This is a genomic window from Desulfovibrio sp. GTC20076 (assembly GCF_055385905.1).
This window is the reverse complement of the sequence record NZ_AP039366.1, coordinates 576,167-600,959: the sequence shown is the minus strand read 5'-3', so window position 1 is coordinate 600,959 and position 24,793 is coordinate 576,167. Positions and strand designations below refer to the sequence as shown.

Below are 24,793 nucleotides of genomic sequence, written 5' to 3'. Positions count from 1 at the left end.
CTTTAACCCTTTACTGCTGCTCTGCCGGTAAGCAGAAGGCTCCCGCTGAAAAATTCCTCAAGCCGCCCGTTATGGTTAAGACAAAGGCCGCCTGCCGGACCAAGACCCGCCAGCCAGCCGCGCACACTACGCCCATCGTCGCGCAGCTCCACATTTTTTCCACGCCAGAGCAAAATACCATCAGCGTGGTTTTTCCACTGTCCGGAAAAAGAGTGGCAGTGAATATATGCCGAATACATGCGCTTTACAAGCTGTTGCCATATGGCTTCAGCTGTAGAAATATACCCCCCCCCTGCTCCCCCGGGGGGCCGGTCCAGACAGGTGGCCTCCATAGCGGCTCCGGCCCGCAGGGCCGCCGCGGGCGGCGCAAAAGTCACATTGATGCCCATGCCCGCCAGCAGCACTCCCCCGCGCTCTTCAAGCAGAATGCCCGCCAGCTTGCGGGGTTGATCATCCCTGCCCACCAGCACAATATCGTTGGGCCACTTGAGCAGTACGGGCCAGCCAAGAAGCCGCAGGCTGCCCGCCAGCAGAAAGGCCGCGGCCGGGGCCGCCGCCGAACCGTCAAAAGGCGCCTCCAGCGGCAGGCGCAACGCCGCGTAAACATTACCCGGCGGCGAGTGCCAGGTGCGGCGCAACTGCCCCCGCCCGGCTGTCTGTGCGGCGCACTGCACACTGTCCCAGGGGGCCAGACGCCCTGCGGCAGCCATGTGCATGGCCGTATCAAGGCAGGACCCCAGGCAGCCGAACCGCCAGATCGACGGTTCGTGAAAAAGCAGTGGCGAAGCAGGGTTGGCGCTTCCCTCACATGTCTGGCTATGGCATACTTCAGCCATGGAACTCTACCTCGTTGGCGGCGCTGTGCGCGACATGCTGCTCGGGCGTACGCCCGTGGAACTGGACTTCGCCTTTACCGGCAGCATGAAAAATTTTCTGGCCCGCCATCCGGATGCCAGGCTCGTGGGCAAAAGTGTGCATGTCTGCCTGTGGCGCGGCAGGGAATGTATGCCCCTGCGCGGCGGAGACATCGAAGAAGACCTTGCGGCCCGCGACCTTACCATCAATGCCCTGGCGCTCGACAACGTGGGCAGGCTGCACATGCACCCGCAGGCCCTTGAGGACCTGCGGCAGCAGATACTGCGCCCCGCCTCGCCTGCGGCCTTTGCGGCAGACCCCACTCGCATATTCCGGCTGGCGCGCTTTGCCGCGGCATGGCCCGGCTGGCGCATTGACCGGAGTGCTTTTGAGCAGATGCGCGCCCTTTCTGCTCAAACACTTGCCGCACTACCCGCGGAACGTGTGGGACGCGAAACCCTCAAGGCTCTTGCAGCGCCAGCTCCTGCGCGTTTTTTCCGGGTGCTGGCCCAGGGCCATGCCCTGACCCCCTGGTTCACGGAGCTGGCAACCGCTGCAGGCATACCCGCCGGACCAAGGCGCTGGCACAGCAATTCTGTTCTGGGACACAGTCTGCGCATTATGGATCTTGTGACCGGAGATCCCGTGGCAGCCTGGATGGCCCTTTGCCACGATCTCGGCAAAATCCGGACAGATCCTGCGCTACTGCCGCACCACTACGGCCATGAGCAGCGCGGCGTTGCCCTGGCTGCGGGGCTGGCCCGCCGCCTGCGTATGCCCGCGCGTTTTGCCAGGGCCGGAACACTGGCCGCCGCCGAGCATATGAAAGGCGGCATGTATGCGGATCTGCGGCCCGGCACGAGACGCGACCTGCTCTGGCGCGTTCATGCGACAGACCTTGATTCCTCTTTCTGGCGGCTGGTGGATGCGGATCGGGGCAGCCCCGTCAGCACCGTTGCCCTGGCACACCTGGCCGTTCTGCTTACTGTAAAACTGCCCGAAGACTGGCGCGACAAGGGAAAGCTTTCAGCAAAAAAACTACGCGACCTGCATTGCCAGGCCCTGGCAGAACAGCGTTAGGGTTCTCTGCGTTCGCGAATATATGCTCACAAAAAACCTGGGCGTTCACTGCGGCACATGACCACAAAACAGACAGTGAGACTACCTGTTTCACCCCCAGAACCGTTGACGGCGGCTTCGCGTTAGGCTTCTGTGACGGGCGCCTGCCGCAGCCGTCAAAACAACTCTCAACACATTGCTCCGGTGCTTGCTCTGGCTTGCCGTTTTGCGGCAGCCAAAAGCCGCCTGCGGCAGATGTACGGGCATGCCTGTTTACATATTCCAAAACATTTCAGCAAGATGCATGGTATCACAGCCCTTAGGTACTCCGACACGCCTCTTCGTCACACAAGGCTGCCCAGGCAGCCTCCATATGGCGCTCACAAAGAGCATCCATAACCGGGCCGTGGTCCAGGCCTCGCAAATGGCCCATACCGTGAGCCAAAAGCCGCACGGCATGTTCGGCCGGGTCCTGCCCGTACAGCAGACATTCCCGCCGCAGTGTATCCAGGGAAAGCAGCAGAGCGCCGGGAGAACCGGACCCGCCGGGAAAAGAAAGAATATTGGTGGGTCCCGTACAGCCGAGATGCCCGGCATTGGCCCTTGCTACTGACGCATCATCCAGCAGATACAGCTCCACCCCTTCAGGGGCCTGCGCCTCACCCGGCGCAGACGGCACAGTCAGCATGGCATGCAGGGCGGTACGCATCTGACGCCAGTGCAGCGGCGCAAGCGCGCATCCTGACGGATAGCGGCGAAAAACACGCACGGCTTCCGGATGCGGCTTCACCGCGTGCCATTGCCCGAAGGCCCGTTGCGGGAAATTCCGGCCACCGGACCGTCCTCTTCCGTTGTATCTGTCACGGCGAGTTTTTCTGCAGCAGGCATACCAGCCGCATCAGGTGCTTCACGCAAACCCGGCGCATGTTCCCCTGCGGCCGCAGGCAACGCGCCCGGTGCTTCCGCCACCCTGCCCGCGTCTGCCGCAACCGGCCCACCGGAGAGACTGCCGGAGGCAACGCTGTCCGCGCTGGCACGGGAATGCTGCCGCGTCTGGCCCGCCGGGGCCGCTGCCGACGTGGCGGGCTGCCCCCCCTTGCCCTCTGCCCGGCCTTCGGGCCTGCCCGCAGCCTTGGCTACGTCACGTATCTTGGCGTCAGGATAGGCTATGCGCTGGTGAAAAATGCCTGTAAGGATGCGCTGGAAATTCTCGCTGAGATAATGCAGGTCCTTGAAGGTCAGTTCGGATTCATCCAGCTGCCCTTCCGAAAAAATACCCTTGATGATGGTATCGATATGGCTTTTGATGCGGGCCGGAGTGGGGTCGGTAAGCGTACGGCTGGATGCTTCTACCGAGTCGGCCAGCATGAGGATGGCGGCTTCCTTGGTTTGCGGGCGCGGTCCCACATAGCTGTAGTCAGATTCTCTGGGTTTTTCGCCCATATTGAGGGCTTTCTGGTAAAAGAAGCGGATAAGCCGTGTGCCGTGATGCTGGCTGATAATATCCGCAATGTCCTGTCCGAGCTTGTAGCGTTCGGCCAGTTCCGTGCCTTTTTTGACGTGCGACAGCAAAATAAGCGCGCTCATGGAAGGCGCGAGCTTGTCGTGCTTGTTAGGACCGCCAAACTGGTTTTCAATGAAGTATTCGGGGTAGGACAGTTTGCCCACGTCATGATACAGGGCCGCCACCTTGCACAGCAGGCTGTTGGCCCCGATGGCCTTTGCGCCCGCTTCCACCATATTGGAAACCACCAGCGAATGGTGATAGGTGCCGGGAACCGTGACCATAAGCTCCTGCATAAGAGGCTGCTCAAGGCTCATAAGCTCCATAAGACGAAAGCGTGTACTGTAGCCGAAACTGAGTTCCAGTACCGGGCTGACGGCAAAAAGCAGAATAAGCGACAAAAGGCTGTTGATGGCCACGGCCGCAAGCTGCATGGGCAGTTCCGCCGGAACGGTTTGTGAAAGCAGGGCCGTACCCAGCCAGATAAGCGATTGCCCTATGGTCAGGGGAATGACGCTCCACACCACGTCCTGCCGACTTTGGGCATTGGTCACAAGCCATGTAGCCAGCATGCCGCCCAGGAACTGGTAAAGGAAGTAGTAAAACCCTTCCTGAAACATGAGCATGGTAAAGAAAGACAGCAGAAGGCCCATGGTGCAGTAACGTCTGGCAGCAAAAACCATGGCTACCAGCCCCACTGCCCCGGCTACGGGAAAGCCCAGGCTCAGCGTCTTGAGAAACGTTACGCTGTCCATGCGCAAGCCAAGCACATAGACAATTTTGGCCCCGGCGCTGAATAGGAGCAGCACCAGTGAAATGAGCAGCATGTCCTTGCAGCGTAGCGGTGTGCCGGGCTTGCCGCTGGGAGCCACAAAAAAGCCCACCGCCAGCAGCAGGGCGCAAATAAACGTCCCCGCGGCCGCGCACCAGTGCATGGGATCTGAAGCTGATTTGTACAGGGTCTGCAGCTTTATCTGCTGTTCGCGGCTTACGCGCTCGCCCTTGCGCAGCAGCAGTTCACCCTTGAGAATCTGGTAGTACACGGGTTCCACCATTCCCATAACGGCGTTGCCGCGCTTTTGCGTAGATTCGCGGTTAAGCGTGAGCGAGGCGGGCATGGTGGCGGACAGCAGGATATTGATGGCCCTGCGGGACTGCGGGTTCAGGGTAGGAACCTGACGGATGACGGAAGAAATTTCTGCAAGAAAAGACTGTACGTCAGGCAGGTTGGAAATCTCCGGGCGCAGCATCTCCGTGTTATTGTCAAGATTGCGTATGATAACGCCGCTACGGCCCACCCGAGCGGAACGGATGTCGCCCACAAGCCCTTCGGCCATGTGTTCGCGAATACTGGGCAGCAGGATTTTCAGCAGATATTCCTGCACCTGCGGCTGCGCCAGTTCGGGCAGGACCTCATCGGCCACGGGCGGCGTCAGTTCATCGGCCAGCCTTTGCAGGGGGCCGGCCTGGGTCCTGTAGTCCACGCCGTTATTGATGCTGCGCAGGACCTCCACAATACGGTTCTGAAAGGCTACATACGGCTCAAGGCTCAGATCGTACACCGGAGGCTGCAGAAACAGCACCTGCTTGCGGCGGGCCTTGGTGGCCTGCGTATCTTCTACCAGCAGGTCCCGGTCGGCAATGACATCCGAGTCCGCCACCTGACCGGCCACATAAATTCTGGGGACAACTTCAAAGTTGGCTCCCGCCAGAAGCGAAAGAGCCAGAAGAGTAAGAATGAGGGCCGCAAGCCCCCATCCACAATGATGCCGCGCCCTCAGCGCCTGAACAAGTGCCAGGAAGCTAGCTGGTCTGGCCGTCTTTTTCTGCGTTATCATAAGCGTTTACTATGGCTCCCACCAGGGGATGGCGCACAACGTCCGCTTTGCTGAAGCGGTGTACGGCAAGGCCCGGCACATGGGGAAGAATGTTCAGCGCATGGATAAGGCCCGACCGTGGGCGCTGGCCGCCGGGTTGAACCGGCAGGTCAATCTGGGTGGTGTCACCCGTGACCACCATGCGCGAACCGAAGCCCATGCGGGTGAGAAACATCTTCATCTGTTCCCGAGTGGTATTCTGGGCTTCATCCAGAATAATGAACGCATCGTTCAGGGTACGCCCGCGCATGAAAGCAAGGGGGGCCACCTCGATGGAGCCGACCTCCAGCATGGAGGCCACCTTGGGCTGCGGCATCATATCATGAAGGGCATCATACAGGGGGCGAAGGTACGGGTTTACCTTGTCCGCCAGATCGCCCGGCAAAAATCCCAGCCGCTCTCCGGCTTCCACCGCCGGGCGCGTGAGCACGATGCGCTTGACCTTGTGCTGCTGAAACATGGAAAGGGCCATGGCAACGGCCAGATACGTCTTGCCCGTGCCTGCCGGTCCTACGGCAAATACCAGCTCATGACGCCGCAGGAGATCAAGATATGTGCGCTGTGACACATTGCGGGCAGTCACTGTTTTGCGGGGGGTGTTTACAAAAACCGCATCGCGGAAAATCTGGGCCAGATTCAGCCCGGGATCAGCCCGAAGCATCTCGTACGCCCGCGTAATGTCCTGCTGGCTCAGGATGGTGCCACCGCCCAACAGTCCGTAAAGTTGTACAAAAACGTTGCACAGAATCTGTCGCACATGCTCGTCAGGGCTTTCAATGATAACGCTGGCCCCCCGGCTGGACACATGCGCACCGCTGGCCACAGCCAGCAAATCCAGATGCGCATTATGCGGCCCAAAAAGCTGATTTGCCAGGGCGGGATCGTCGAACTCAACGGTTTCGAGCGTGGAAGAATGTACTGCCATGTTCGCTCTCTAGCCTATTTTATGTGGCCTGTCCATCTTGGGAACGGTTTGTTTCATGAGTATTTTTTCAGCATACGAACACAATAACATACTGATGAACAAGGTAAAAAATATGAATTATATTTTATGGACCATATTTTGCATAAAAGCAGGCGCAGATATTTTCAAAGCAATTTTTGCCGGGAGGACTCATGAGCATATCCAGCGTTAACAGCTACAGCACGGCCATGCTGCAGTGGCAGGGCCAGCAGTTGAAAAGCACGGGCAACTCCTCCGGCAGCGCGTCCAATTCCCTGAACAAGCTGTTCAGCCCCGAGGTATCCATGACCAATCAGGTCGCCAGTATGGTCGAACTGACCAAGTACGCGATGGAATCTATGGGCCTTCCTGCTGACAGCCGGGTTACATTCAACCAGATAACCAAATACCGTGAACAGTTACTGACGACATTCAATGAAAATGTCAAAAACGGTTTCGCCGGCATGGCCGTCAGCGACCCCGAGGATATTACCTTTACCCTCAATGCAGACGGCAGCCTGAGCGCGGCAAGCCCCAATGCCTCAGACCAGAAAAATGCCCAGGCGTGGCTGGACGTCAACCCCTCGCTCGGCATGGAACTGCGCTCAAACCTGGCCGCCTCGGGCCTTGCCGCAAACACCACGGTGAGCATGAAACTGAGCGACACCGGTAAACTCAAGATCGTCAACACAGCCCAGACCGCCACACAGGCCGCCCTTGACGCCAACAGCGAACAGAGCGCCAGGCTGCGCTCGGCCCTCGTTGGCATGGGGGTGGACCTCGCCACACCCATGACGTTTGTTCTCGACAGCGAGGGCAAGCTCGTGGTCAGCGGCGAACACACGCAGGCTGACGAAATCAACAAGTGGCTGGCAGAAAATACCGGTCTGGCCGAAAATCTGGCCGGCCAGCTAAAAAAACAGGGGGTAGATGCCTCCGCAGCCAGCCTCAGGATGGGGCAGGCAGGCAATGTTCAGGTCGCCATCAACAATGGCGAGCTTGGCGACATACAGGCTGCTCTTGACAAAAGCGACCTGGGGAACACCCTTTCCAAAGGATTGAAAAATCTAGGCATTTCACCAGACGTGCAGTTCACGCTTCAGGTCAATGCCAACGGCAGCGTTACCGTTATCAGCGACAGCCCGGACAAGGCCAAGATACAGAAATTTTTTGACGATAATCCAGCGCTGGTCAAGCAGTATCAGCAGGTAGAAGCTCTTTCCGGCCTTGACGATGCCCGCAAGGCCATGCAGGCGTCGCCATCAGAAATGCGCAAACGCATACAGATAGAATCAATGGCCGCATGGTGGGCCGGATCCGGCAACGCCAGCTCGTATTTCGGGAATTATTCCAACGGCAATATGAGCGTCCTGGCAGGACTCAATCTCAACATCTGACCTGCTCGCGGGGGCAGCGCCTATGGAGACTCCACGCCAGGCTTTCAGCCTGGCGTTTTCTGTTTATCACCCGCTGCCGCCAGGCTGCCCATGCCCGCACAGACGGGCGGCAAGCGGCAAACATACTGCGCGCGACACGCTTAATCCGGAATAAATACACGTAGTTTAAACAATATTTTCATAATTTGTTGACAAGGCGTTCATTATTTATAAAACTAATCAGGTTATACGGGGCGGTAACTTCTGCGTTTTCTCATCATAATGCCTTGCCTGTCCTGATGTTATGCGGCAGGCTGCATACCCCGTACAAACAGCCGGGCCACACGGCCATGCCACGCAACACGCTGCCACGGCGGCGCGATGCAGGGGGCGTATTCTCATTTTTGCAGGGTACGCAGCCGCACAAATAAAAAGCTTCTGCGGCAAGCTCCGCCAGCACCTCGCGCACCCGCCGGGCTGGCGGTTGAAAACTCTCAAGGCACACAACTTTTCCCGCAAGGGATTTTTGGGGACGTTTATCGAAACAAATCCAAAATGTTGCTCCCAAGCAATGCCACTTTTTAGGAGGAAACCATGACCCTGAAGAAAACCCTTTTGTCCGCTCTGGCGGCCCTGCTTCTTCTTGCCACGGCCCACACTGCTCCGCAGGCTGAAGAACTGACCGGAACGCTGAAAAAAATCAAAGAAACCGGCGTTATCACTGTGGGGCATCGGGAATCCTCCGTGCCATTTTCTTACTATGACCTGCAACAGAACGTCATAGGCTACTCACAAGACTACTCCAACAAGATTGTTGACGCCGTAAAAAAACAGCTCAACATGCCCAACCTGAAAGTGCGCTTTGTACCCATTACATCGCAAAACCGCATTCCCCTTCTCCAGAACGGCACCTACGATTTCGAATGTGGCTCTACCACCAACAATGCCGACCGCCAGCAGCAAGTCGATTTTTCCAACACCCTCTTCATTGTGGGTACCCGCCTGCTGACCCACAAGGATTCGGGCATCAAGGACTTTGACGACCTCAAGGGCAAAAATGTTGCCGTTACCGCCGGAACCACCTCGGAAATGCTGCTGAACAAGATGAATGACGAGAAAAAACTCGGCATCAGCATCATCAGCACCAAGGACCACGGCGACTCCTTCCGTACCGTGGAATCCGGCCGTGCCGTAGCCTTTTTCATTGACGACGCCCTTCTGGCCGGCGAGCGGGCCAAAGCCAAAAAACCCGCCGAATGGGTTATCGTAGGAACTCCGCAAAGCTTTGAAGCTTACGGCTGCATGCTGCGCAAAGGCGATGCCGCTTTCAAAAAACTGGCTGACGATGCCATTGCCGAACTGCAACTGAACGGCGAAGCTGAAAAGTCCTACACCCGCTGGTTCAAGCAGCCCATCCCCCCCAAGGGCATGAACATGGATTTTGACATGTCCGACGAAATGAAGACCCTCTTCAAGGCCCCCAACGACAAGGCCCTGAATTAACTGTTTCTGTTTTGAAATGCGAAGCGCCAGCAGAACACTCGCTGGCGCTTCGCCGTCAGACCAGCCCGCGCTATGAGGCACCATGAAATACGTATTATCTTTATGGATGGATTTTTCTGATGCAGGCTAACTGGAACTGGGGCATATTTTTTGAGCAGGCTCCGTTCGGAAACGTCACCTACCTTAACTGGTTGATAGACGGCTTTCTGACCACTGCGGCTCTTTTTGTCTGTGCCTGGATTGTAGCCTTTATTGTAGGCTCATTTTTTGGAATTCTGCGCACTTTGCCCAGCAAGGCCCTGCGGACTGTGGGCGCTACCTATGTCGCCATTTTTCGTAACATTCCGCTTATCGTCCAGTTTTTCATCTGGTATCTGGCCGCTCCCGACCTTTTACCCCGCGATATCAGCGTATGGTTCAAGTCTGAGCTGAACCCCAACGCCCAGTTTTTCATTCTCTCAACCTGCGCGTTGGGCCTGTTCACGGGCGCGCGCGTATGCGAACAGGTACGTTCGGGCATTCTGGCCCTGTCACGAGGGCAGCGCTATGCCGGACTGGCACTGGGCCTTACCCTGCCGCAGACCTACGTTCACGTGCTGCTTCCCAATGCTTACCGCATCATCACACCGCCGTTGACCTCCGAAATGCTCAATATGGTCAAAAACACGGCCGTGGCCTCTACCATAGGCCTTGTGGAACTGACTTCGCAGGCCAATCGCCTGCTTGAGTTTTCCGGTTTTGCCTATGAGTCCTTCATTGCGGTCACGCTGGCGTATGTGTTTTTGAACTTTATCGTCATGCGGGCCATGAAGATGCTTGAAAAGAAAATGCGGCTGCCCTCCACCGGCATGGGAGGCAAAAATGCTTGATTTTGACTGGAGCATCATTGAACAAAGCCTGCCGCTGCTGCAAAAGGGCATTCTGGTAACGCTCAAGATAACGATCACGTCCATCATTCTGGGCATGGTGCTCGGCACACTTCTGGCTGTGGCCCGCATTTCCATCTATGCGCCCTTGCGCTGGCTTGCAGCGGCCTATGTCAACTGCTTCCGCTCCATCCCCCTGGTTATGGTGTTGTTGTGGTTTTATCTTATCGTACCGCAGTTTTTAACGAAATTTCTTAATCTGTCTCCTCTGACCGATATCCGCCTTGTTTCCGCCATGGTGGCCTTTACCGCTTTTGAGGCCGCGTATTATTCTGAAATCATCCGGGCGGGCATGAACAGCGTCTCCAGAGGGCAAAACTACGCGGCCCTTGCCCTCGGCATGACCAAGTCGCAAACGCTCATCTATGTCATTCTGCCGCAGGCTTTCCGCGTCATGACGCCCCTGCTGCTCACACAGGGCGTGATTTTGTTTCAGGACACGGCCCTTGTATACATCATAGGCCTTGCGGACTTTTTCCGCACTGCCACCAACATAGGCAAGACCACCGGCTATGAAATAGAAATGGTGCTCTTTGCGGGCGCCGGCTACTTTGTTGTCTGCTTCTGCGTTTCCCTGGCCGTAACCGTGGTAAAAAAGAGACTCAAGCTATGAATATACCCACCGAAGAAGCAATGATCGTCCTGAACAACGTATCCAAATGGTACGGTGATTTTAACGTGCTGCGGGACTGCACAACCAGCATCCACAAAGGCGAGGTGGTGGTGGTGTGCGGGCCTTCCGGCTCGGGCAAATCCACGCTGATCAAGACCGTCAACGGCCTGGAACCTGTGCAGGGCGGACAGATATTCGTCAACGGAATAGAGGTCACCAGCAAGAGCACAAACCTTGCGGCACTGCGCAGCCGTGTTGGTATGGTCTTTCAGCATTTTGAGCTTTTTCCGCACCTGAACATCATCCACAACCTGATTCTGGCCCAGGAAAAAGTGCTCAAAAGAAATCACGAAGAAGCCAGGGAAAAGGCCCTCACCCTTCTGCGCCGCGTTGGCCTTGACCAGCATACGGAAAAATATCCCGCGCAGCTTTCCGGCGGGCAGCAGCAGCGTGTAGCCATCGCGCGCGCTTTGTGCATGGACCCTGTGGCCATGCTTTTTGACGAGCCGACTTCGGCTCTTGATCCTGAAATGATTAATGAAGTACTGGATGTTATGGTTGAGCTTGCCTATGAAGGCATGACCATGATGGTGGTGACGCACGAAATGGGCTTTGCCCGCAAGGTTGCCCACAGGGTGCTCTTTATGGAAGAAGGGCTTATTCTTGAAGACACGCCCAAAGAACAGTTCTTTGACAGCCCGCAAACCCAGCGTGCCAAAGATTTTCTTGCCAGCATCATCTCACATTAGTGTACGTTTCACATCCGGGTATGCTTGCCTTGCCGCTGTTCGGCGGTGGAACATACGCCCGCAGTTTGCCGTAGGTCAAATGCCGTAACGAGCACCCATGCCGCCACTCATGCCCGCCATACGGTGCAAGGAAGAACCAAAGGCCGCCCACAGGGGCGGCCTTTTTCATTCATGCCTTACGGGCGTGTGGGTTCAGGCAGTCTTGCGGCAGCCTGCCGTCCAGCGCATCAAAAATTTTGTGTGCACAAGCCTCCCCCATATCTATCAGGGAATCCGGCGTGGCTACGCCGCGATGTGGCGTCATCAGCACATTGGGCAGCATGCGCAGCCCCGGATGCGCATGCGGTTCACGCTCAAAAACATCCAGCCCTGCGCCGCCAGGGCGGCCTCCTTCAAGAGCTTCCACCAGGGCCTCTTCATCCACCACCGCCCCGCGTGCGGTATTGACGAGCACGGCATGCGGCGGCATCAACGCCAGATCCGCCGCCGCCATATAATGCCGCGTTTCAGGCGTCAGCGGGATATGCAGGCTCACGAAATCCGATGATGCCAGCAATTCTTTCTTGTCCAGATAACGCGCCCCCGTGGCGGACTCAAATATTTCATTTCTGCGTCGGCCGGTATAGGCAAGGCGCATGCCGAACCCCTGTGCGCGCCGCGCCACTGCCAGGGCTATACGCCCACTGCCCACAAGCCCAAGCACCTTGCCGCTCACGCGCAGCCCCATATGCATGGCCACGCCCCAGGGGGCCACGCCATTGCGCACACTGAGATCGCAATCGCGCAATCTGCGGGCCACCCCCAGCATGAGCGCCATGGCCAGATCCGCCGTGTCCGCAGTGACGGCATCGGGATTGTGCGTCACCCATATACCGCGGCGGGTAGCTTCCTCCACGGGAATATGGTCATACCCTACCCCATAGCTGCAAATAACCTTGCAGGAAGACGCCAGAGCGTCCAAGGCCTCAGGCCCAAGACGCACCGAGGTGGCGATAACAGCATCAGCCCCGCGCAGGGCCTCCACAAGATCTTCACCGCGAAGGCCATTTTCCGGCCCCACGTCTACATGGCAACGTGAGCGCAGCAGGGTGAGAGCTTCAGGCAAAAGGGCACGGGTCACGTATACACGGGCTTTGGTCATGAGTACTCCCGTAGCATTTTAGGTATTGCAACGTTGCAAGTGTGTATCCGCAAGGTTTGTAAGACGCCTGTGCAATATATTCCTGCACAGGCAACCTGCGGCTATGTCTTTATGGCGGACACCGGCCACGCAATTTTCGGTGTAATCACAACACAAAACCGCTCCGCAGGATGGATTTGTCCAGCAGCGGACCAACGACCTGGCAGCAAGATTTTTTCGTACATGCATGCGGCCGCAGCCCACCGTTATTTCATGAAAAGCGTCTGGAAAATGCACAAAAATGGTAACGGAAAACCGCTCCCAAAGGCGTAAGCTGTTTTACCGCATCAGGCAAAACGTCATGATTTTCTTGTGCCGACAGGCGCAGAAGCAATACGCGCTCAGAAGAAAACAGTTGAAACGAAAACCAGTTCACGCGGGCAGAGAGAGGACCAGACGAAGAGATATGACGGGCTTGCCTGCCGGAAGCGCACGGCATTGCTTCCTGCGGCATTCACACGCACAAAAATATCGTATTGCTGCCATCAGATACACAGATTTTCGGGCATAGATGCTCGGGCGCAGGTCTTTGAATATACAGGTCTTCGGGCAAGGGCTGCAGCCGCAGCGCCTTTGCATGTGGCCTTGTCTGGCCTACGCAATCTTCAGGCAACCGTAACACAGAATCAGCCTGTTACATGAAATCCCGCCGCCACGGCAGCAGATGTTTTTTTGCCGGGCGCAACTAACAGGAGCAACCTTTGAGCGGTCTGCCTTTCATGCCCTCCATATCGGCGGCCATCTTGTTTTTGAGGGCCTTGGCCCGTTCCGTATCCAGCATGATCATGTCTACCTGGCGGGTATGAATGAGCAGATAGCCAAGCAGGCGGGTGCGCATCAGGGTTTCTGTAGCGTCGTATCCTTCGGCCACGGCAAAAACAGAGTCGTCCTTCACGTCCGCCCTGAAGCCATGATGTTCCAGAAGATCCGCCACCATGCGGGCGCGCAACTGCCGCCGCTTGCGGTCAGCAGCCCCCCCCTTGAACTGGAAACTCACGAAATTTTCGTGGCTTTCTTCGCCTGCCAGAGATTCCACAGTACAGAAGTGGTACCCGTAGCGAGCCTGTAATATCATATAGTTATCTGAAATGATAAAAAAATTCTTGTTTGCCATAGTATTAGGCGCAGTGCTTTCAAGCTCCGGATTCATAGCGCTTTCAAGCATTACCGTCATGAAGCCCGAAGCGCTGGCCGCTGGAGGCCCTGCCCACGGCACTGCCACCATACCGTCCCAGAGGGCAAGCATGGGCGCGCTGGCAATAATATCCAGATCCACCACCGGCCCGGGCACACGACGTTTGAAACCGCCGCCCATATCCACAATCCAGTACTGCAGTTTGGCCCCGGCACGCAGCTGCTTGCCCATGCGCCTGCTGACTCCCGCCTCTTCCTCTTCAAACATGAGGCGGACGGATTTTTCATGGCAGAACCGGGTAATGTCGTGCAGGGTGCGGCAGTATGCCGGGGCAAATTCCGGCGCATCCGGGTGCAGCAGATTGAGGGGAACCATAAGCTGGCTCAGGGCCTGAAGGCGCTGGTGTACCGGACTGCCGGCCATCAGGTTGGGCGGCTCCGCCTCGCTGGATACAAGCTGCGGTTGCCGCCCGGCGAAGACGGCGCAGCGGGCCGCATCCAGCGTGACTTCTCCGGTATTGTCCAACAACAGGCGGGCATCAGGCAGGCTGAAGAGTGCGGGCAAACGGTATTCGCGCGCCACCGAGGCCAGATGCCCGGCCATGCCCCCGGCTTCGCTGACAAGGCCCGAAGCCCGTGAAAGCAGGGGTGCCCAACGGGGCAAGGCACGTTCCACCACCAGAATGCCGCCCTTGGGAAACGAGAGCATGTCCGCCTCTTTGCGGGCCACAAAGGCAGGGCCTATGCCCACGCCGGGACTTACGGCCACGCCCCCCGCCGCAAGCACCTGCAGGCCGGAGGGCAGGTCGTCCAGGGCAAAGGCTTCGCCGCCCTGCTCTCCAGTGCGCTGCGGCTCCGCATGGCTCTGCTCCGTAGCGGAATCGGCCTCGTGCAGGGGGCGGCTCTGCAAAACGACAATGCGGCCGTCTTCCGCGTCAAGCGCCCACTCCACATCCTGCGGCTCAGTATAATAACTCTCCAGCGCAAGGGCCACCTTGGCAAGCTCCGCAGCCTGACTGTCGGTAAGGCTTGGGGGGGTACCCTCGGGACCGGCCAGACGTTTACGGATAAACTTGGGGGGGATTTCCCGGCTGAAAACATACACGTCAGGCGTTACCGCCCCGTCCACCACAGCCTGAGGCAGGCCGGCCACCGCATTGAGCAGTATCTGTTCACGGCCGCGACTGGCGGCCACGGGATCACGGCTGTATGCCACCCCGCCCGCTGCAGCGGGGACCATTGCCAGAACCCCCACGCACATGGGCGCGGCATCATCGGGAATGCCATGATGGTAGCGGTAGCTCATGGCAGTGACCGCATACTTGCTGGCAATGATCTCTTTCCATACTTCGCAGGCTTCTTCAGGAGGCACGTTGAGTTCCGACCTGTACTGGCCCGCAAAGGTAACACCAAGAGAGTCTTCGCCCACCGCGCTGCTGCGCAGGGCCAGCTTGAGACCGGGACCAGCCTTGGCACGCATGATAGCCACAGCTTCAGTAATGGCATTTTCAAGTTCGGGGGGCAGCGGCGCCGTGAGTACGGCCTTTTGCAGGGCGGCAGCCAGACTGAAGACCTGATCAAGGCTCTGCATGTCTGTGGCCTGAATAAGCCGGTTCAGCTCACTCTGCAGGCCGTTATATTCCATAAAACGATAGTAGGCGCTGACTGTCACGGCAAAGCCGTCAGGCACGGAAAGGCCGGCATTGGCGGCCACTTCGCCCAGATTTGCCATTTTGCCCCCCACAAGAGTGAGGTCACTCAGGCTTATCTGGTCAAGATGCAGGATAAGGGGGCCGTCCTGATGTGGAGGTTCTTCCAGCAGAGCTTCCATCTGGCCGCGGATACGGCCGAAAGGCTCAAGCAGCCCGGCATAGGCGTTGCCGGAAAGAGCGTTCAGTTCGCGCACCATCTGAAAAACAGCGGTAACGGCCCGAGTGCTGACGGCATGCACATAATCCATGCCGAAAGGTTTTGCGCCGTTCAGGCGGTCTTCCACCTCGCTCATGGCTTCAAGGGCGCGCTTGTTGGCAGAAAGCAGACGGCGGAAGCGCGCGCAACGCTCACGCAGGCGCGTCTTCAGCTCTTCCTCCCGGGCCAATTCCTCAGGATCTGGCTCCCCGGGCTGGTCCCGCCCTATCCAGTGCCGCAAATATTTGAGGAGCGCCATCTTACACAGCGGAGCGAACCGCTTCCTCCATCTTGATGATAAGCTCGCTGATGGCTACGGGCTTGAGCATGTAATCATACGCGCCAAGGTCAAGCCCCTCCACAGCCACCCCCATGCAGGCATGGCCCGTCAGCAGTATGACGGGCAGACCGGGAGATTTCTGCTTCATGTGCCGCAGGGTTTCAAGGCCGTCCATGCCGGGCATGCGCACGTCCATCACCACAATATTGAAAGGTTCACCGCCGGAAGCGAGGTTTTCTTCCACCATATTCAGCGCGGTCTGCCCATCGGGGGCAGTGACCACTTCCATGCCGCGCCGGGCAAGGCGTTTTTGCATAAGTTCAAGAAATTCCAGTTCGTCGTCCACAAACAGTGCGCGCATGGGGCCTCCTCGGTTTCAGGCAATGTCTCGGCCAGGCCAAGCCAGGGCCGATACCGATGACGTGTCTCGTGCAGCAAGTGACGCCGGAGCGTATAGTTAGGGCAGGCCCAAGGCCGCCCTCGGCCATCATCAGATTACTTCATTCGCCGGTACGTGCCTCAGGCTGGCAGACCGTCTTCCGGCGGAAGCTGCGGCGGTTCGGCGGGCAGGGTTATGCTGAAGGTGGTTCCTTCTCCCAGCCGGCTCTGCACCTCAATGCGGCCGCCCAGCTTTTCAAGTATGGTATAACAGATAGCCAGCCCAAGGCCCGTACCCTCGCCCACCTTCTTGGTAGTAAAAAAAGGATCAAAAATACGGGTTACGGTTTCCTGATCCATACCGGGACCGCTATCGGTAAACAGTATGCGAACACCCTTCTTCCAGGCAAGGGTGCGAATGGTCAGAGAGCCGTTTTTGCCGATGGCATCAATGGCGTTGTCGATAATATTGATAAAAATCTGCTCAAGCTGCGCGGGATCTGACAGGATAACCGGCACCTGCGGATCATACTCTCTGATAATGTCAATATTGCGATTGGTGGCTTCTGTTTTAAGCATTTCAGCAGCCTGATCCGTCAGGGAGTTGATCAGTATTTCCGTACGGCCGGGGTTCATGCGGCGGCCAAAGCCGAGCATGCGCTGGGTTATGCCTTTGGCGCGCTTGACATGCTGGTCAATTTTTTCTGTACTTTCCAGTATTTCTTGATAATTTTTCATTGCTTCGGGTTTTTCATCGTCCAGCAGGTCACGTATCCAGCCCGCATTTTCCTGAATGAGCATAAGGGGATTGTTTACCTCATGGGCCACCCCGGCGGCCATTTTGCCAAGGGCCGCCATTTTGCTGGACTGAAGCATGCGGGCATCGATATGGGCCTGTTTCTGGTCAGACTCTTCAAGCGAAGCCACGAGCCGCCGGGTGCAGAGTTCGGCCCCCATACAGATAAGCCCGCTGCCCAGAATCATGAAAAAAACAATCAGCGCTTTGAGTTGCCGTAACGGTTGGAGGCTGTCACGCACATCATCAAGCACCACAAGCGCCCAGGGCATGGACTCCAGAGGCATCATGGCGGCCAGCATTTCCTGCCCTTTGGATGTGGTCAGATGCTGGGTGGACACATTTTTGCGGGTCATATCCGGCAGTGGCACACCAAACCGCGCCATGCTTTTGCCGTGATAGCGCGAATCCGTCTGAAGCTCGCCTCTGGCATTGACCAGAAAGGCATCGCTGTGCGGACCGGAATACACGCGACGCAGCAAGGCCCCCATAGCGTCCATATCAATGGTAGCCCGTACTATGTAGCTGCGCCCCCCCTCGTGCCGCAGCACCGCTATGATGAAATGAGGCTCGTTCCTGTAGCCCATAAACACATCACTCACATACACACCCTTGCGCAGCACCTCTCTGAACCAGGGAGTGTCGGAGTAATTGTTGTCGCTGAGGTCATATGGTCCCACATAGGAGACATGGCGGCCGTCCATGCCGATGACACCCACATCCACAAAGGAGCGGCTGTTGTTCTGCATGATGCTGAAGATATCGCTCAGACGCGCGGAATTGCTCAATTCTGCATAAGGATGGGTGAAGGCCAGATTTTTTATCTGGGCGATGCGCTCCACCATAAATGTATCCAGCGCGCGGTGTTTGCTGCTGGCTACAGCCTCGATGCCCGCGCTGATCTTTTCGTCATAGATGGCGCTCAGCCTGTCCAGGCAGAACAACCCCAGAGCCACCAGCGGCGTGAGCGCCATAAGCAGCAGCGTAACGAGCAGGCGGCGATAGATGACCTTGTACCCGCGATGGGGCGCGGGAGCGACTGCGGACATGGCTATGATTCCTCCACGCCGGTTGCGGCCTGCGGCAATTTTTCGCCCTTGAACAGCATACGGCAGTGTTCGAGCATTTCCTCCCGCCGGGCGGCCACCTGGGCCGCATCCTGCATGATCATATCCAGCTGGCGGGTATGGATGGTCATATATCCCGCCACTGCCAGCAAAAATTCACCTTCTTCACGATCCATACCCTTGAGGGTGGCGCTGACCGCATCATTGCGCACCATGGGGGCAAAGCCGAATTCCCACAAAATTTCAGCCACAAAACGCACGCGCAGGATGCGCCGCTCAATATTGGCCGCGCCACCCCGCAGGTGAAAGGTAAGATAATTCTCAGGGGTGCGCTCGCCAAGACGCGCCTCTACAGAGACAAAATGAAAGCCAAAACGCGAATGCAGGCTGCAATAGTCGCGCGAGATCATAAAGTAGTTTTTTTCAGAAAAGTAGGCAGTCTGTGCGGCCGGATCCAGGTTGGGGTTGGCCGTGGCCTCAAACAGCACCGAAAGAAACCCCTTGCCGTCCACGGGCGGCGGCCCCTGCCAGGCGTAGGCGTTCATGCCATGCCAGAGCGCACGCATGGGTACCGAAGATATCTGCTCAATATCAATGACCGGCCCGGGAGGGGTAACCGCAAAGCCGTCACTGAGGTTCACCACCCAGAACTGCTTGAGCACCTTGTCGCGCAACTGCTTTACACGTTGCGGCGCGTACTTTTTCTCCGCCCCGAGGCTGAACATGGCGCTCACGGCCCTTTCATGGCAGTAGCGGGCAATATCGTGGTATGTCTGACAGTTGGAAGCCCTGAATTCGGGACTGTCAACATCCATCGTCAAAGGCAGTATGCGGGCCGAGGCCTTTTGCAGGATGCGGTACACGGGGCTGCCGGGCATATAGTCCCGCCCGGGCGGCACGTTGGGCAACAGGGATTCCAGCCTGTCAACATAGACCTGGCAGATGTCCGAGCACAGGGTAATCCGTTGCCCGCTTTTCAGTATTTCCGTGGCATTGTCCAGCCCGAAAATGGCCGGTTTGCCAAATTCGCGCGCCAGCGATGCCAGCCGTGAACCGGGCAGGCCTTCTTCGGCGATAATGCCCGCGGCGCGGTCCATCAAGGCGCCCCAGCGGTAATTATCGTCAGGCACCACAAGAATGCCGCCCGCGGGAAAACGCCTGGCCTCTTCCCATCGCCGCGCTACGCAAACCGGCCCCGCCACCCGGCCGGGGCTGACCGTATAGCCCCCCGTAAGCCGCAGATTACTGCGCACATCAGCGGTTACCGGCGGCATGTCCACCGCATCCACAGGCAGGGGAATGGGCCGTGCCAGCAAAAGGCGCAGATGCCCCTGCGGCGTGCGCACCCACGAAAGAGAAACAGGCCAGCCGAAATCGGCCTCAAGATCAAGGGCCAGCGCGGCCACTTCTCTGGCGGTATCGGCTTCAAGCAGAGGACGAGCCGTTCCGGGAGGCCCCACAAGACTGATGACATCATACGGCGGCCGCCTGTCCACAGTGGCATGGTCTGCGGGCAGAACAGAATAGTCCAGTTCCTGCGGCAAACCGCGGCAGGCATAAACGTGGGCATGGTCGCCGTGCGCCTTCACCGGGCTGCACGAATGGGCAAGCCCGCCCCAGGAGCCGTCCTCCACTGCCATACAGGTAACACACACACCGGCGCCAGCCTCGGTAAGGCCCCGGGCGCGCCGGTACACAAGGGCCTGAGCGCGCTGCTTGCGGGCCAGGGTCAGCTGAACAGCGTGGAGCACTTCTTCGTCCGTGGCTTCCAGCGGCACTGACGGCCCCCAGAGCACAAGGCCGGGGTCATCGCTGCCCTGGGCCTCGGGCGGCCACAAGCGCCCGCGCAGTACAAGCCGCATCCCCTCGGGACAGGACGCCCTCAAACGGGCGACAGCAGTCAGAATTTCCGCCGCCAGATCCTGGGGCATGGGGGTATCTTCCACCAGCTGGCCGAGGCTGCGCGAAAGCTTGGCAAGATGCTTGGGGGCAAGGCCCCCGGCAGCCTGTATGCGCCGGTTGATCTCGCTCTGAAGGTCGCCGCTCTGGAAAAAATGCTGGCAGCCCACGGCAGTAACCACAAAACCTCTGGGTATCAGGCCCGGCAGGCGGCGGCGCACGTCTTCCAGCCGCAGGGTTACAGGGTCAACCAGCGGAGAACGTCCCTCGCCGCTGAGCGCCCCCATATCGGTTTCATCCGGTCCGAGCGGCAGCACAAGCGGCCCCAGAAGACAGGACTCCGGCTCGTACACGTCATCCGCCACCATTTTCTGCAGTTCGGCAAATCTTGCGTACAGGGCTTCGCAGGGGGCGGGATCAAGCCGTTCCAACTGCTTGATACACTGAAACGCCTGTGTGGCCATACTGGTACACAGGGCGCGCACCCTATAAAGTCCGAAGGGATGGTCGCAGCACAGGGTGTATTCAAGGGCGGTCATGGTTTCCTGAAAAGTGTTCCATGCCGTGAGGAAAAGCTTGAAAGAATGATGCCGCAGGGCAAAGAAACGCTCGGCCTCGCTGTCTGAAGCCGAGGCTCCGGCTGCGGCCCGTCGGGCGGTCCGCGAAAAAAAGCCCAAAAGGCGTGAGAGTGGCATGACGGCTCCAGAACTCATGACAACGCCCCGGTTTTCTATGACCTGGGACCTGTGCCGCCAGCGGCATAGCCGCCGGACCGTGAGCGCAAAAATGTGTCGCGCCGGGCGGTTACGTCCATTGGCGCTATTGTTACACAGCGGTAACACAGGCAGCACGCCATACGCAACAGCGAAAAAGCCTGACAGGACGCTCGGCAATATGAACCACAGCGTCAAGTTACCACAGCCCCCTCCTACCTTCAAGCAGCATGTGACATAATTCTCAAATATAAACCAGAAGCTTCCAGGGCTGTGAGATTGCCAGGAGATTTTTGACAAATCTGCCGCTTCACAGGCCGCGGTGCGCCGCCAACCGGCCATGACAGTGTTGTGGACAGCGCCGGGTTGTGGAGCGCAACAGAAAAATTCCGCCGGCCGGGCGGCCGCGGTGAGGGGAAAGGGCTAGAAAAGATTACCTTTGCGAATATATTTTCACAAAGGTTAAGACACGCTAGCGAACGTCTGCTCACGCAGCCGTCAGAGCAATTTAAAGCTGAATTGCCCTAGCTGCGCAACGGAGCCACTCCGCCCTGCCCTTGCGGCATGCCGGGCGCAGCCTGCGCCATAGGGGATGCTGCGGCTTCGGCCAGTTGGGCAAGCGTACGCAGTTGCTGCATGCTTGGTTCCAGAAACTGCGGGTCGCCCACGTCCTGTCGCAAGAAAGAATTGATGGCGGGCATGCTTTCAATGGCGGCGTCAATCTCGGCATTGGTTCCCCTGGCGTAGGCCCCGATGTTGACCATATCCTCCACTTTGCGAAAGGTGCTCATATTACGCGTAACCACCCGCCCAGACAGAACATCCTGCCGATCGCAGATATCCGACCGCAAACGGCTGATGGAGCGCAGCACGTCAATGGCAGGAAAATGCCCCTGGTCCGCCAGATCGCGGGTGAGCACAATGTGACCGTCCAGAATGGACCGCACGGCGTCGGCAATGGGTTCGTTAAAGTCATCGCCGTCCACCAGCACTGTATAAATACCCGTAATGGTTCCCCTGGCGGACCGCCCGGCCCGTTCCAGCAGCTTGGGCAGCTGAGCGAAAACCGTGGGGGTATAGCCCTTGGTGGTCGGTGGCTCGCCCACAGCCAGCCCTACTTCGCGCGCGGCCATGGCAAAGCGGGTTACAGAGTCCATCATGAGCAGTACGTCCATGCCCTTGTCGCGGAAATATTCGGCAACTCCCGTAGCTGCATAGGCCGCGCGCATACGTACCAGAGGGGACTGGTCGGATGTGGCGATGACCAGAACAGAACGCGCCATGCCCTCCGGCCCGAGGTCCCGTTCCATAAATTCCACCACTTCACGGCCACGTTCGCCAATGAGGGCGATAACGTTGACATCAGCGCGGGTATAGCGGGCCATCATGCCCATAAGCGTAGATTTGCCCACGCCGGAACCGGCCATAATGCCCACACGCTGCCCCTTGCCGAGTGTGAGCAGACTGTTGACCGAGCGGACGCCCACATCAAGAATATCCGTAATGCGCGGGCGCTGTAGCGGGCTTGGCGGGTCGGCGTAGATGGGAACAAGCTCGGGATGCCACTGCTGGCGGGCCACGGCGGCCCATTCCGGCACATACGGCTCCTGTTCCTGCACCTGACGGGCAAAGTCGGCCTTGGCATTATCACCCATAGGCAACGGCGAAGAATACAGTTCAGCGCTGATCGGCGGGCCTGCGTCCAGCGGCGTGCCGAAAGCGTCAAAGGCCCGCCCAAGCAATCCCGGCCCGGCCGGAAAAACCGGCGGCAGGCTGGTGTTGCGGATGCGGCTGCCCGGGCGGATGCCGCGCATATCGCCGTAAGGCATGAACAACAGATTGCCGTCACGAAAACCTACCACCTCGGCGGCGATGCCTTCATCGCCGCCATCGGGCAGCATGTGGCACACGGCCCCCAAAGGAGCGCGCAGACCGCTGCCTTCTGCCACAAGGCCCACGACCTTGTTGACCTTGCCGTACAGACGCACGGGATTGCTTGTTTGCAGTAATTTGATGCAGGCTTGCGGGTCCAGCTTCATAACACAACCATGCTGTCAGCGGCCTTTGCCCGCGCCGGGCAGGAAACCGCCCTGGGAAAAAACATCATGATCGGCCAGACCTGACTGGCCTGACTGACCTGATTGGCCTGGCTGGCCGGAAACCGCACCACCCTCTTCGTCATCAAGCGGAAAAAGCTCGTCTTCCAGCTCCGCCAGCGTGGGATTTGCCGGACGCGCTCCAGGCTGTGCGACGGCAGGATTGACAGTCTGCGGCGCAACGCCAGCAGATTGTGCGCCGTGATTGCCCATGCCGTTGGTTTTACCCGCGGATTCATGCCCTGCAGGCATGTCTGGCAGCGCTGCGGGAGCGGCTCCAGGTGCTTCGCCCGCCGGAATTTTCTCCGAAAAAGCGTCCATCGCCGGAGTCTTCTGGTGTTCCGTATATGTTTCCGCGTCAATCCCACCCGGGGCTGACGGTGTGCCTTCCGGAGCGGAGGCGGGCGTGTCAGGCATGCCGTATTCACCGGCAGCCGCTTCGCCCGCCGGAGACCGGGCGGGGTCGCCCGACTCCGGAGCATGAACGAAACCTCCGTGCTCCGAGTCCGAGGCTGCCGCAGCAGGGGGTGTAGCCTCCGTACCAGGCATGCCCGCACCCCCAGCAGTGGCGCCGGCGGCGTTCTGCATATAGGCATCTTCCGGGGCAGCAGCGGCAAGGTCTGCCTGCGTGCCGTCGTCTTCCGCCAGCATGGCCCGGCTGCCGGGCACGGCCCCTTCAGGGTCCGCCGCCAGCGCAGGCTCATCCGCCGCATGGGAATGTTCAGACCCCTCACCGGAATGGTCAGCCCCCATACCGCTGGAAACATCACCGGAGATGTCTGCCGGCAATCCTGCATTCAGAGGATCGGCCGCTTCAGACGATAACGTCTCGTGTGAGCCTTCGTATGAAGCCTGAGCCGCCTCTTTTACCGGGGCGTTTTCCTGCGCCGCCTGCGGGATCAGGTCTGTCTGACCGGCGGACGCGGCAGGATATTCCGGCGCGGGAGCCATAGCGGCTATGCGCTCGGCCTCTTGCTGCACCATCCGGCTGACGGCCTCTCCATCGCTTTCTTCTTTCCGGTCAGGCCCGAGGGTCAGATGGGATAAAATACCGTTGACCAGTTCTGCGTAATGTTCCCGGCGACAGTCTACGCTGCCGCTGACGCTTTCAGCCACCAGCCCGCCACGTTCAACAGACTCATCGCCGTTGACGACCCATTGCTGCAACTCGGGCACACGCTCACGGGCAGCCATGAACATGTCGCCCACGGTGCCTTCGTCATCGGGATGCACGCGTACGGTGATGGAGGCGCGGTCTTCCAACAGGTTGAGCGCCTCAAAGACCAGGGCCTGCAAGATGCGTTTATGCTCTTCTTCCAGCACCCAGCCCGTACCTGCCGTAACGGCCTCCTGCGTCAGCAGGGCAAGTTCTTCACGCCAGGCGTCGCATATGTTGCGGCGCTGGGCATCCAGCGCATAAAGCACACTGCCGAGTGCCTGCCCCATTTCGGCGCGAAACTCTTTAAGCTCCTGCCCGGCCTGATCCATACCTGCCTGAAATCCCTCGCCATGGGCTGCGTCGAGCACGGCTTGCGCCTGCTCTCGCAGCGCTTGCGCCTTGCCCAGCTCGGCTCCGGCCTGATTTCTTTCTTCCTGCGCCTGGGCCTTGAGTGTTTCGCTGTCGCCAATGAGCCGCTGCTTCAGGTCCTGCGCCTCGGCGCGCGCCTCGTCGAGCACCCTTTGGCGTTCGGCGTAGGCTGCCCCCAGTATTTCACGCGCCCTTTCCTCGGCCTTGGCCCGCACCCGCGCAAAATAATCTTCCTGTTCCTGCTGTTGCGCACGCTCACGGCGCAGGGGTTCCTGCATGGCGTCAAGCTGCTCCACGGTGGCTTCGCGCTCACCCATGAAGACAGTACCCCATTTTTTGCGCAACTGATCTGACGCCATGACGTTTTCCGGGTTAGAATTTTTCAGTGCAGGTCTGCAGCGGCCGCCAG

At 58.6% G+C, this 24,793-nt stretch carries 17 protein-coding genes; 6 read left to right on the top strand and 11 right to left on the bottom strand.

All coding sequences use genetic code 11. The features are described from left to right. Nucleotides 1-2: 2 nt before the first annotated feature. Entirely contained in the window at nt 3-836 is an 834-nt protein-coding gene (locus ACZ495_RS02675) for a biotin--[acetyl-CoA-carboxylase] ligase (protein ID WP_012625179.1), read from the bottom strand. On the opposite strand from ACZ495_RS02675, the gene ACZ495_RS02670 reads away from it, so the two are divergent. Beyond that, nucleotides 835-1,935 carry a polynucleotide adenylyltransferase gene (locus ACZ495_RS02670; protein ID WP_041724160.1) on the top strand — a complete coding sequence of 367 codons (1,101 nt, stop codon included), beginning with the start codon at nt 835-837 and terminating at the stop codon, nt 1,933-1,935. The genes ACZ495_RS02675 and ACZ495_RS02670 overlap by 2 nt on opposite strands. 298 nt (nt 1,936-2,233) lie before the next feature. Here the strand turns inward: ACZ495_RS02670 and ACZ495_RS02665 are convergent, their stop codons facing one another. From ACZ495_RS02665 to ACZ495_RS02655, 3 genes are all read right to left on the bottom strand, one after another. Continuing rightward, nucleotides 2,234-2,623 (bottom strand): rRNA maturation RNAse YbeY, encoded by a 390-nt coding sequence (locus tag ACZ495_RS02665; RefSeq protein WP_081428327.1) that lies wholly within the window; start codon nt 2,621-2,623, stop codon nt 2,234-2,236. Nucleotides 2,624-2,700: 77 nt separating this feature from the next. Then, nucleotides 2,701-5,256: an HD family phosphohydrolase gene (locus ACZ495_RS02660; RefSeq protein WP_464262560.1), complete on the bottom strand. Its 2,556-nt coding sequence runs from the start codon at nt 5,254-5,256 to the stop codon at nt 2,701-2,703. Next, complete coding sequence (locus tag ACZ495_RS02655) at nt 5,222-6,220, bottom strand: PhoH family protein (RefSeq protein WP_012625183.1); 999 nt, start codon at nt 6,218-6,220, stop codon at nt 5,222-5,224. The genes ACZ495_RS02660 and ACZ495_RS02655 overlap by 35 nt, the downstream gene beginning before the upstream one ends. Before the next feature lie 191 nt (nt 6,221-6,411). On the opposite strand from ACZ495_RS02655, the gene ACZ495_RS02650 reads away from it, so the two are divergent. From ACZ495_RS02650 to ACZ495_RS02630, 5 genes are all read left to right on the top strand, one after another. Next, on the top strand, nt 6,412-7,635 hold the full coding sequence (locus ACZ495_RS02650; protein ID WP_407844223.1) for a hypothetical protein: 1,224 nt from the start codon (nt 6,412-6,414) through the stop codon (nt 7,633-7,635). Between the two features lie 573 nt (nt 7,636-8,208). Next, nucleotides 8,209-9,117, top strand: coding sequence for a glutamate/aspartate ABC transporter substrate-binding protein (locus ACZ495_RS02645; RefSeq protein ID WP_012625185.1), 909 nt, complete (start codon nt 8,209-8,211; stop codon nt 9,115-9,117). A 119-nt stretch (nt 9,118-9,236) separates the two neighbouring features. After that, nucleotides 9,237-9,986: an amino acid ABC transporter permease gene (locus ACZ495_RS02640; RefSeq protein ID WP_012625186.1), complete on the top strand. Its 750-nt coding sequence runs from the start codon at nt 9,237-9,239 to the stop codon at nt 9,984-9,986. Next, nucleotides 9,979-10,656, top strand: a complete 678-nt coding sequence (gltK, locus tag ACZ495_RS02635) for a glutamate/aspartate ABC transporter permease GltK (protein WP_012625187.1) — start codon at nt 9,979-9,981, stop codon at nt 10,654-10,656. The genes ACZ495_RS02640 and gltK overlap by 8 nt, the downstream gene beginning before the upstream one ends. Before the next feature lie 20 nt (nt 10,657-10,676). Continuing rightward, nucleotides 10,677-11,405 (top strand): amino acid ABC transporter ATP-binding protein, encoded by a 729-nt coding sequence (locus ACZ495_RS02630; protein ID WP_012625188.1) that lies wholly within the window; start codon nt 10,677-10,679, stop codon nt 11,403-11,405. 169 nt (nt 11,406-11,574) lie between these two features. On the opposite strand, the gene ACZ495_RS02625 is transcribed toward ACZ495_RS02630, so the two are convergent. From ACZ495_RS02625 to ACZ495_RS02595, 7 genes are all read right to left on the bottom strand, one after another. Further along, nucleotides 11,575-12,546, bottom strand: a complete 972-nt coding sequence (locus ACZ495_RS02625) for a 2-hydroxyacid dehydrogenase (protein ID WP_464262559.1) — start codon at nt 12,544-12,546, stop codon at nt 11,575-11,577. A 724-nt stretch (nt 12,547-13,270) separates the two neighbouring features. Beyond that, entirely contained in the window at nt 13,271-15,886 is a 2,616-nt protein-coding gene (locus tag ACZ495_RS02620; RefSeq protein ID WP_464262558.1) for a PEP/pyruvate-binding domain-containing protein, read from the bottom strand. A 1-nt stretch (nt 15,887) separates the two neighbouring features. Beyond that, nucleotides 15,888-16,268 carry a response regulator gene (locus tag ACZ495_RS02615; protein WP_012625191.1) on the bottom strand — a complete coding sequence of 127 codons (381 nt, stop codon included), beginning with the start codon at nt 16,266-16,268 and terminating at the stop codon, nt 15,888-15,890. A 158-nt stretch (nt 16,269-16,426) separates the two neighbouring features. Further along, complete coding sequence (locus ACZ495_RS02610; RefSeq protein ID WP_012625192.1) at nt 16,427-18,130, bottom strand: sensor histidine kinase; 1,704 nt, start codon at nt 18,128-18,130, stop codon at nt 16,427-16,429. Nucleotides 18,131-18,132: 2 nt separating this feature from the next. Next, complete coding sequence (locus ACZ495_RS02605) at nt 18,133-20,742, bottom strand: PEP/pyruvate-binding domain-containing protein (RefSeq protein WP_407844220.1); 2,610 nt, start codon at nt 20,740-20,742, stop codon at nt 18,133-18,135. Between the two features lie 542 nt (nt 20,743-21,284). Then, nucleotides 21,285-22,799 carry a FliI/YscN family ATPase gene (locus ACZ495_RS02600; RefSeq protein WP_296983954.1) on the bottom strand — a complete coding sequence of 505 codons (1,515 nt, stop codon included), beginning with the start codon at nt 22,797-22,799 and terminating at the stop codon, nt 21,285-21,287. Nucleotides 22,800-22,814: 15 nt separating this feature from the next. Continuing rightward, nucleotides 22,815-24,743, bottom strand: a complete 1,929-nt coding sequence (locus ACZ495_RS02595) for a FliH/SctL family protein (protein WP_464262557.1) — start codon at nt 24,741-24,743, stop codon at nt 22,815-22,817. Between the last annotated feature and the right edge of the window lie 50 nt (nt 24,744-24,793).

What these genes read in the sequence shown, in the direction of transcription:
- ACZ495_RS02670 (WP_041724160.1), top strand. Translation starts at nt 835, where the DNA reads ATGGAACTCTACCTCGTTGGCGGCGCTGTGCGCGACATGCTGCTCGGG.
- ACZ495_RS02675 (WP_012625179.1), bottom strand. Translation starts at nt 836, where the DNA reads ATGGCTGAAGTATGCCATAGCCAGACATGTGAGGGAAGCGCCAACCCT.
- ACZ495_RS02665 (WP_081428327.1), bottom strand. Translation starts at nt 2,623, where the DNA reads ATGCGTACCGCCCTGCATGCCATGCTGACTGTGCCGTCTGCGCCGGGT.
- ACZ495_RS02660 (WP_464262560.1), bottom strand. Translation starts at nt 5,256, where the DNA reads ATGATAACGCAGAAAAAGACGGCCAGACCAGCTAGCTTCCTGGCACTT.
- ACZ495_RS02655 (WP_012625183.1), bottom strand. Translation starts at nt 6,220, where the DNA reads ATGGCAGTACATTCTTCCACGCTCGAAACCGTTGAGTTCGACGATCCC.
- ACZ495_RS02650 (WP_407844223.1), top strand. Translation starts at nt 6,412, where the DNA reads ATGAGCATATCCAGCGTTAACAGCTACAGCACGGCCATGCTGCAGTGG.
- ACZ495_RS02645 (WP_012625185.1), top strand. Translation starts at nt 8,209, where the DNA reads ATGACCCTGAAGAAAACCCTTTTGTCCGCTCTGGCGGCCCTGCTTCTT.
- ACZ495_RS02640 (WP_012625186.1), top strand. Translation starts at nt 9,237, where the DNA reads ATGCAGGCTAACTGGAACTGGGGCATATTTTTTGAGCAGGCTCCGTTC.
- gltK (WP_012625187.1), top strand. Translation starts at nt 9,979, where the DNA reads ATGCTTGATTTTGACTGGAGCATCATTGAACAAAGCCTGCCGCTGCTG.
- ACZ495_RS02630 (WP_012625188.1), top strand. Translation starts at nt 10,677, where the DNA reads ATGATCGTCCTGAACAACGTATCCAAATGGTACGGTGATTTTAACGTG.
- ACZ495_RS02625 (WP_464262559.1), bottom strand. Translation starts at nt 12,546, where the DNA reads ATGACCAAAGCCCGTGTATACGTGACCCGTGCCCTTTTGCCTGAAGCT.
- ACZ495_RS02620 (WP_464262558.1), bottom strand. Translation starts at nt 15,886, where the DNA reads ATGGCGCTCCTCAAATATTTGCGGCACTGGATAGGGCGGGACCAGCCC.
- ACZ495_RS02615 (WP_012625191.1), bottom strand. Translation starts at nt 16,268, where the DNA reads ATGCGCGCACTGTTTGTGGACGACGAACTGGAATTTCTTGAACTTATG.
- ACZ495_RS02610 (WP_012625192.1), bottom strand. Translation starts at nt 18,130, where the DNA reads ATGTCCGCAGTCGCTCCCGCGCCCCATCGCGGGTACAAGGTCATCTAT.
- ACZ495_RS02605 (WP_407844220.1), bottom strand. Translation starts at nt 20,742, where the DNA reads ATGCCACTCTCACGCCTTTTGGGCTTTTTTTCGCGGACCGCCCGACGG.
- ACZ495_RS02600 (WP_296983954.1), bottom strand. Translation starts at nt 22,799, where the DNA reads ATGAAGCTGGACCCGCAAGCCTGCATCAAATTACTGCAAACAAGCAAT.
- ACZ495_RS02595 (WP_464262557.1), bottom strand. Translation starts at nt 24,743, where the DNA reads ATGGCGTCAGATCAGTTGCGCAAAAAATGGGGTACTGTCTTCATGGGT.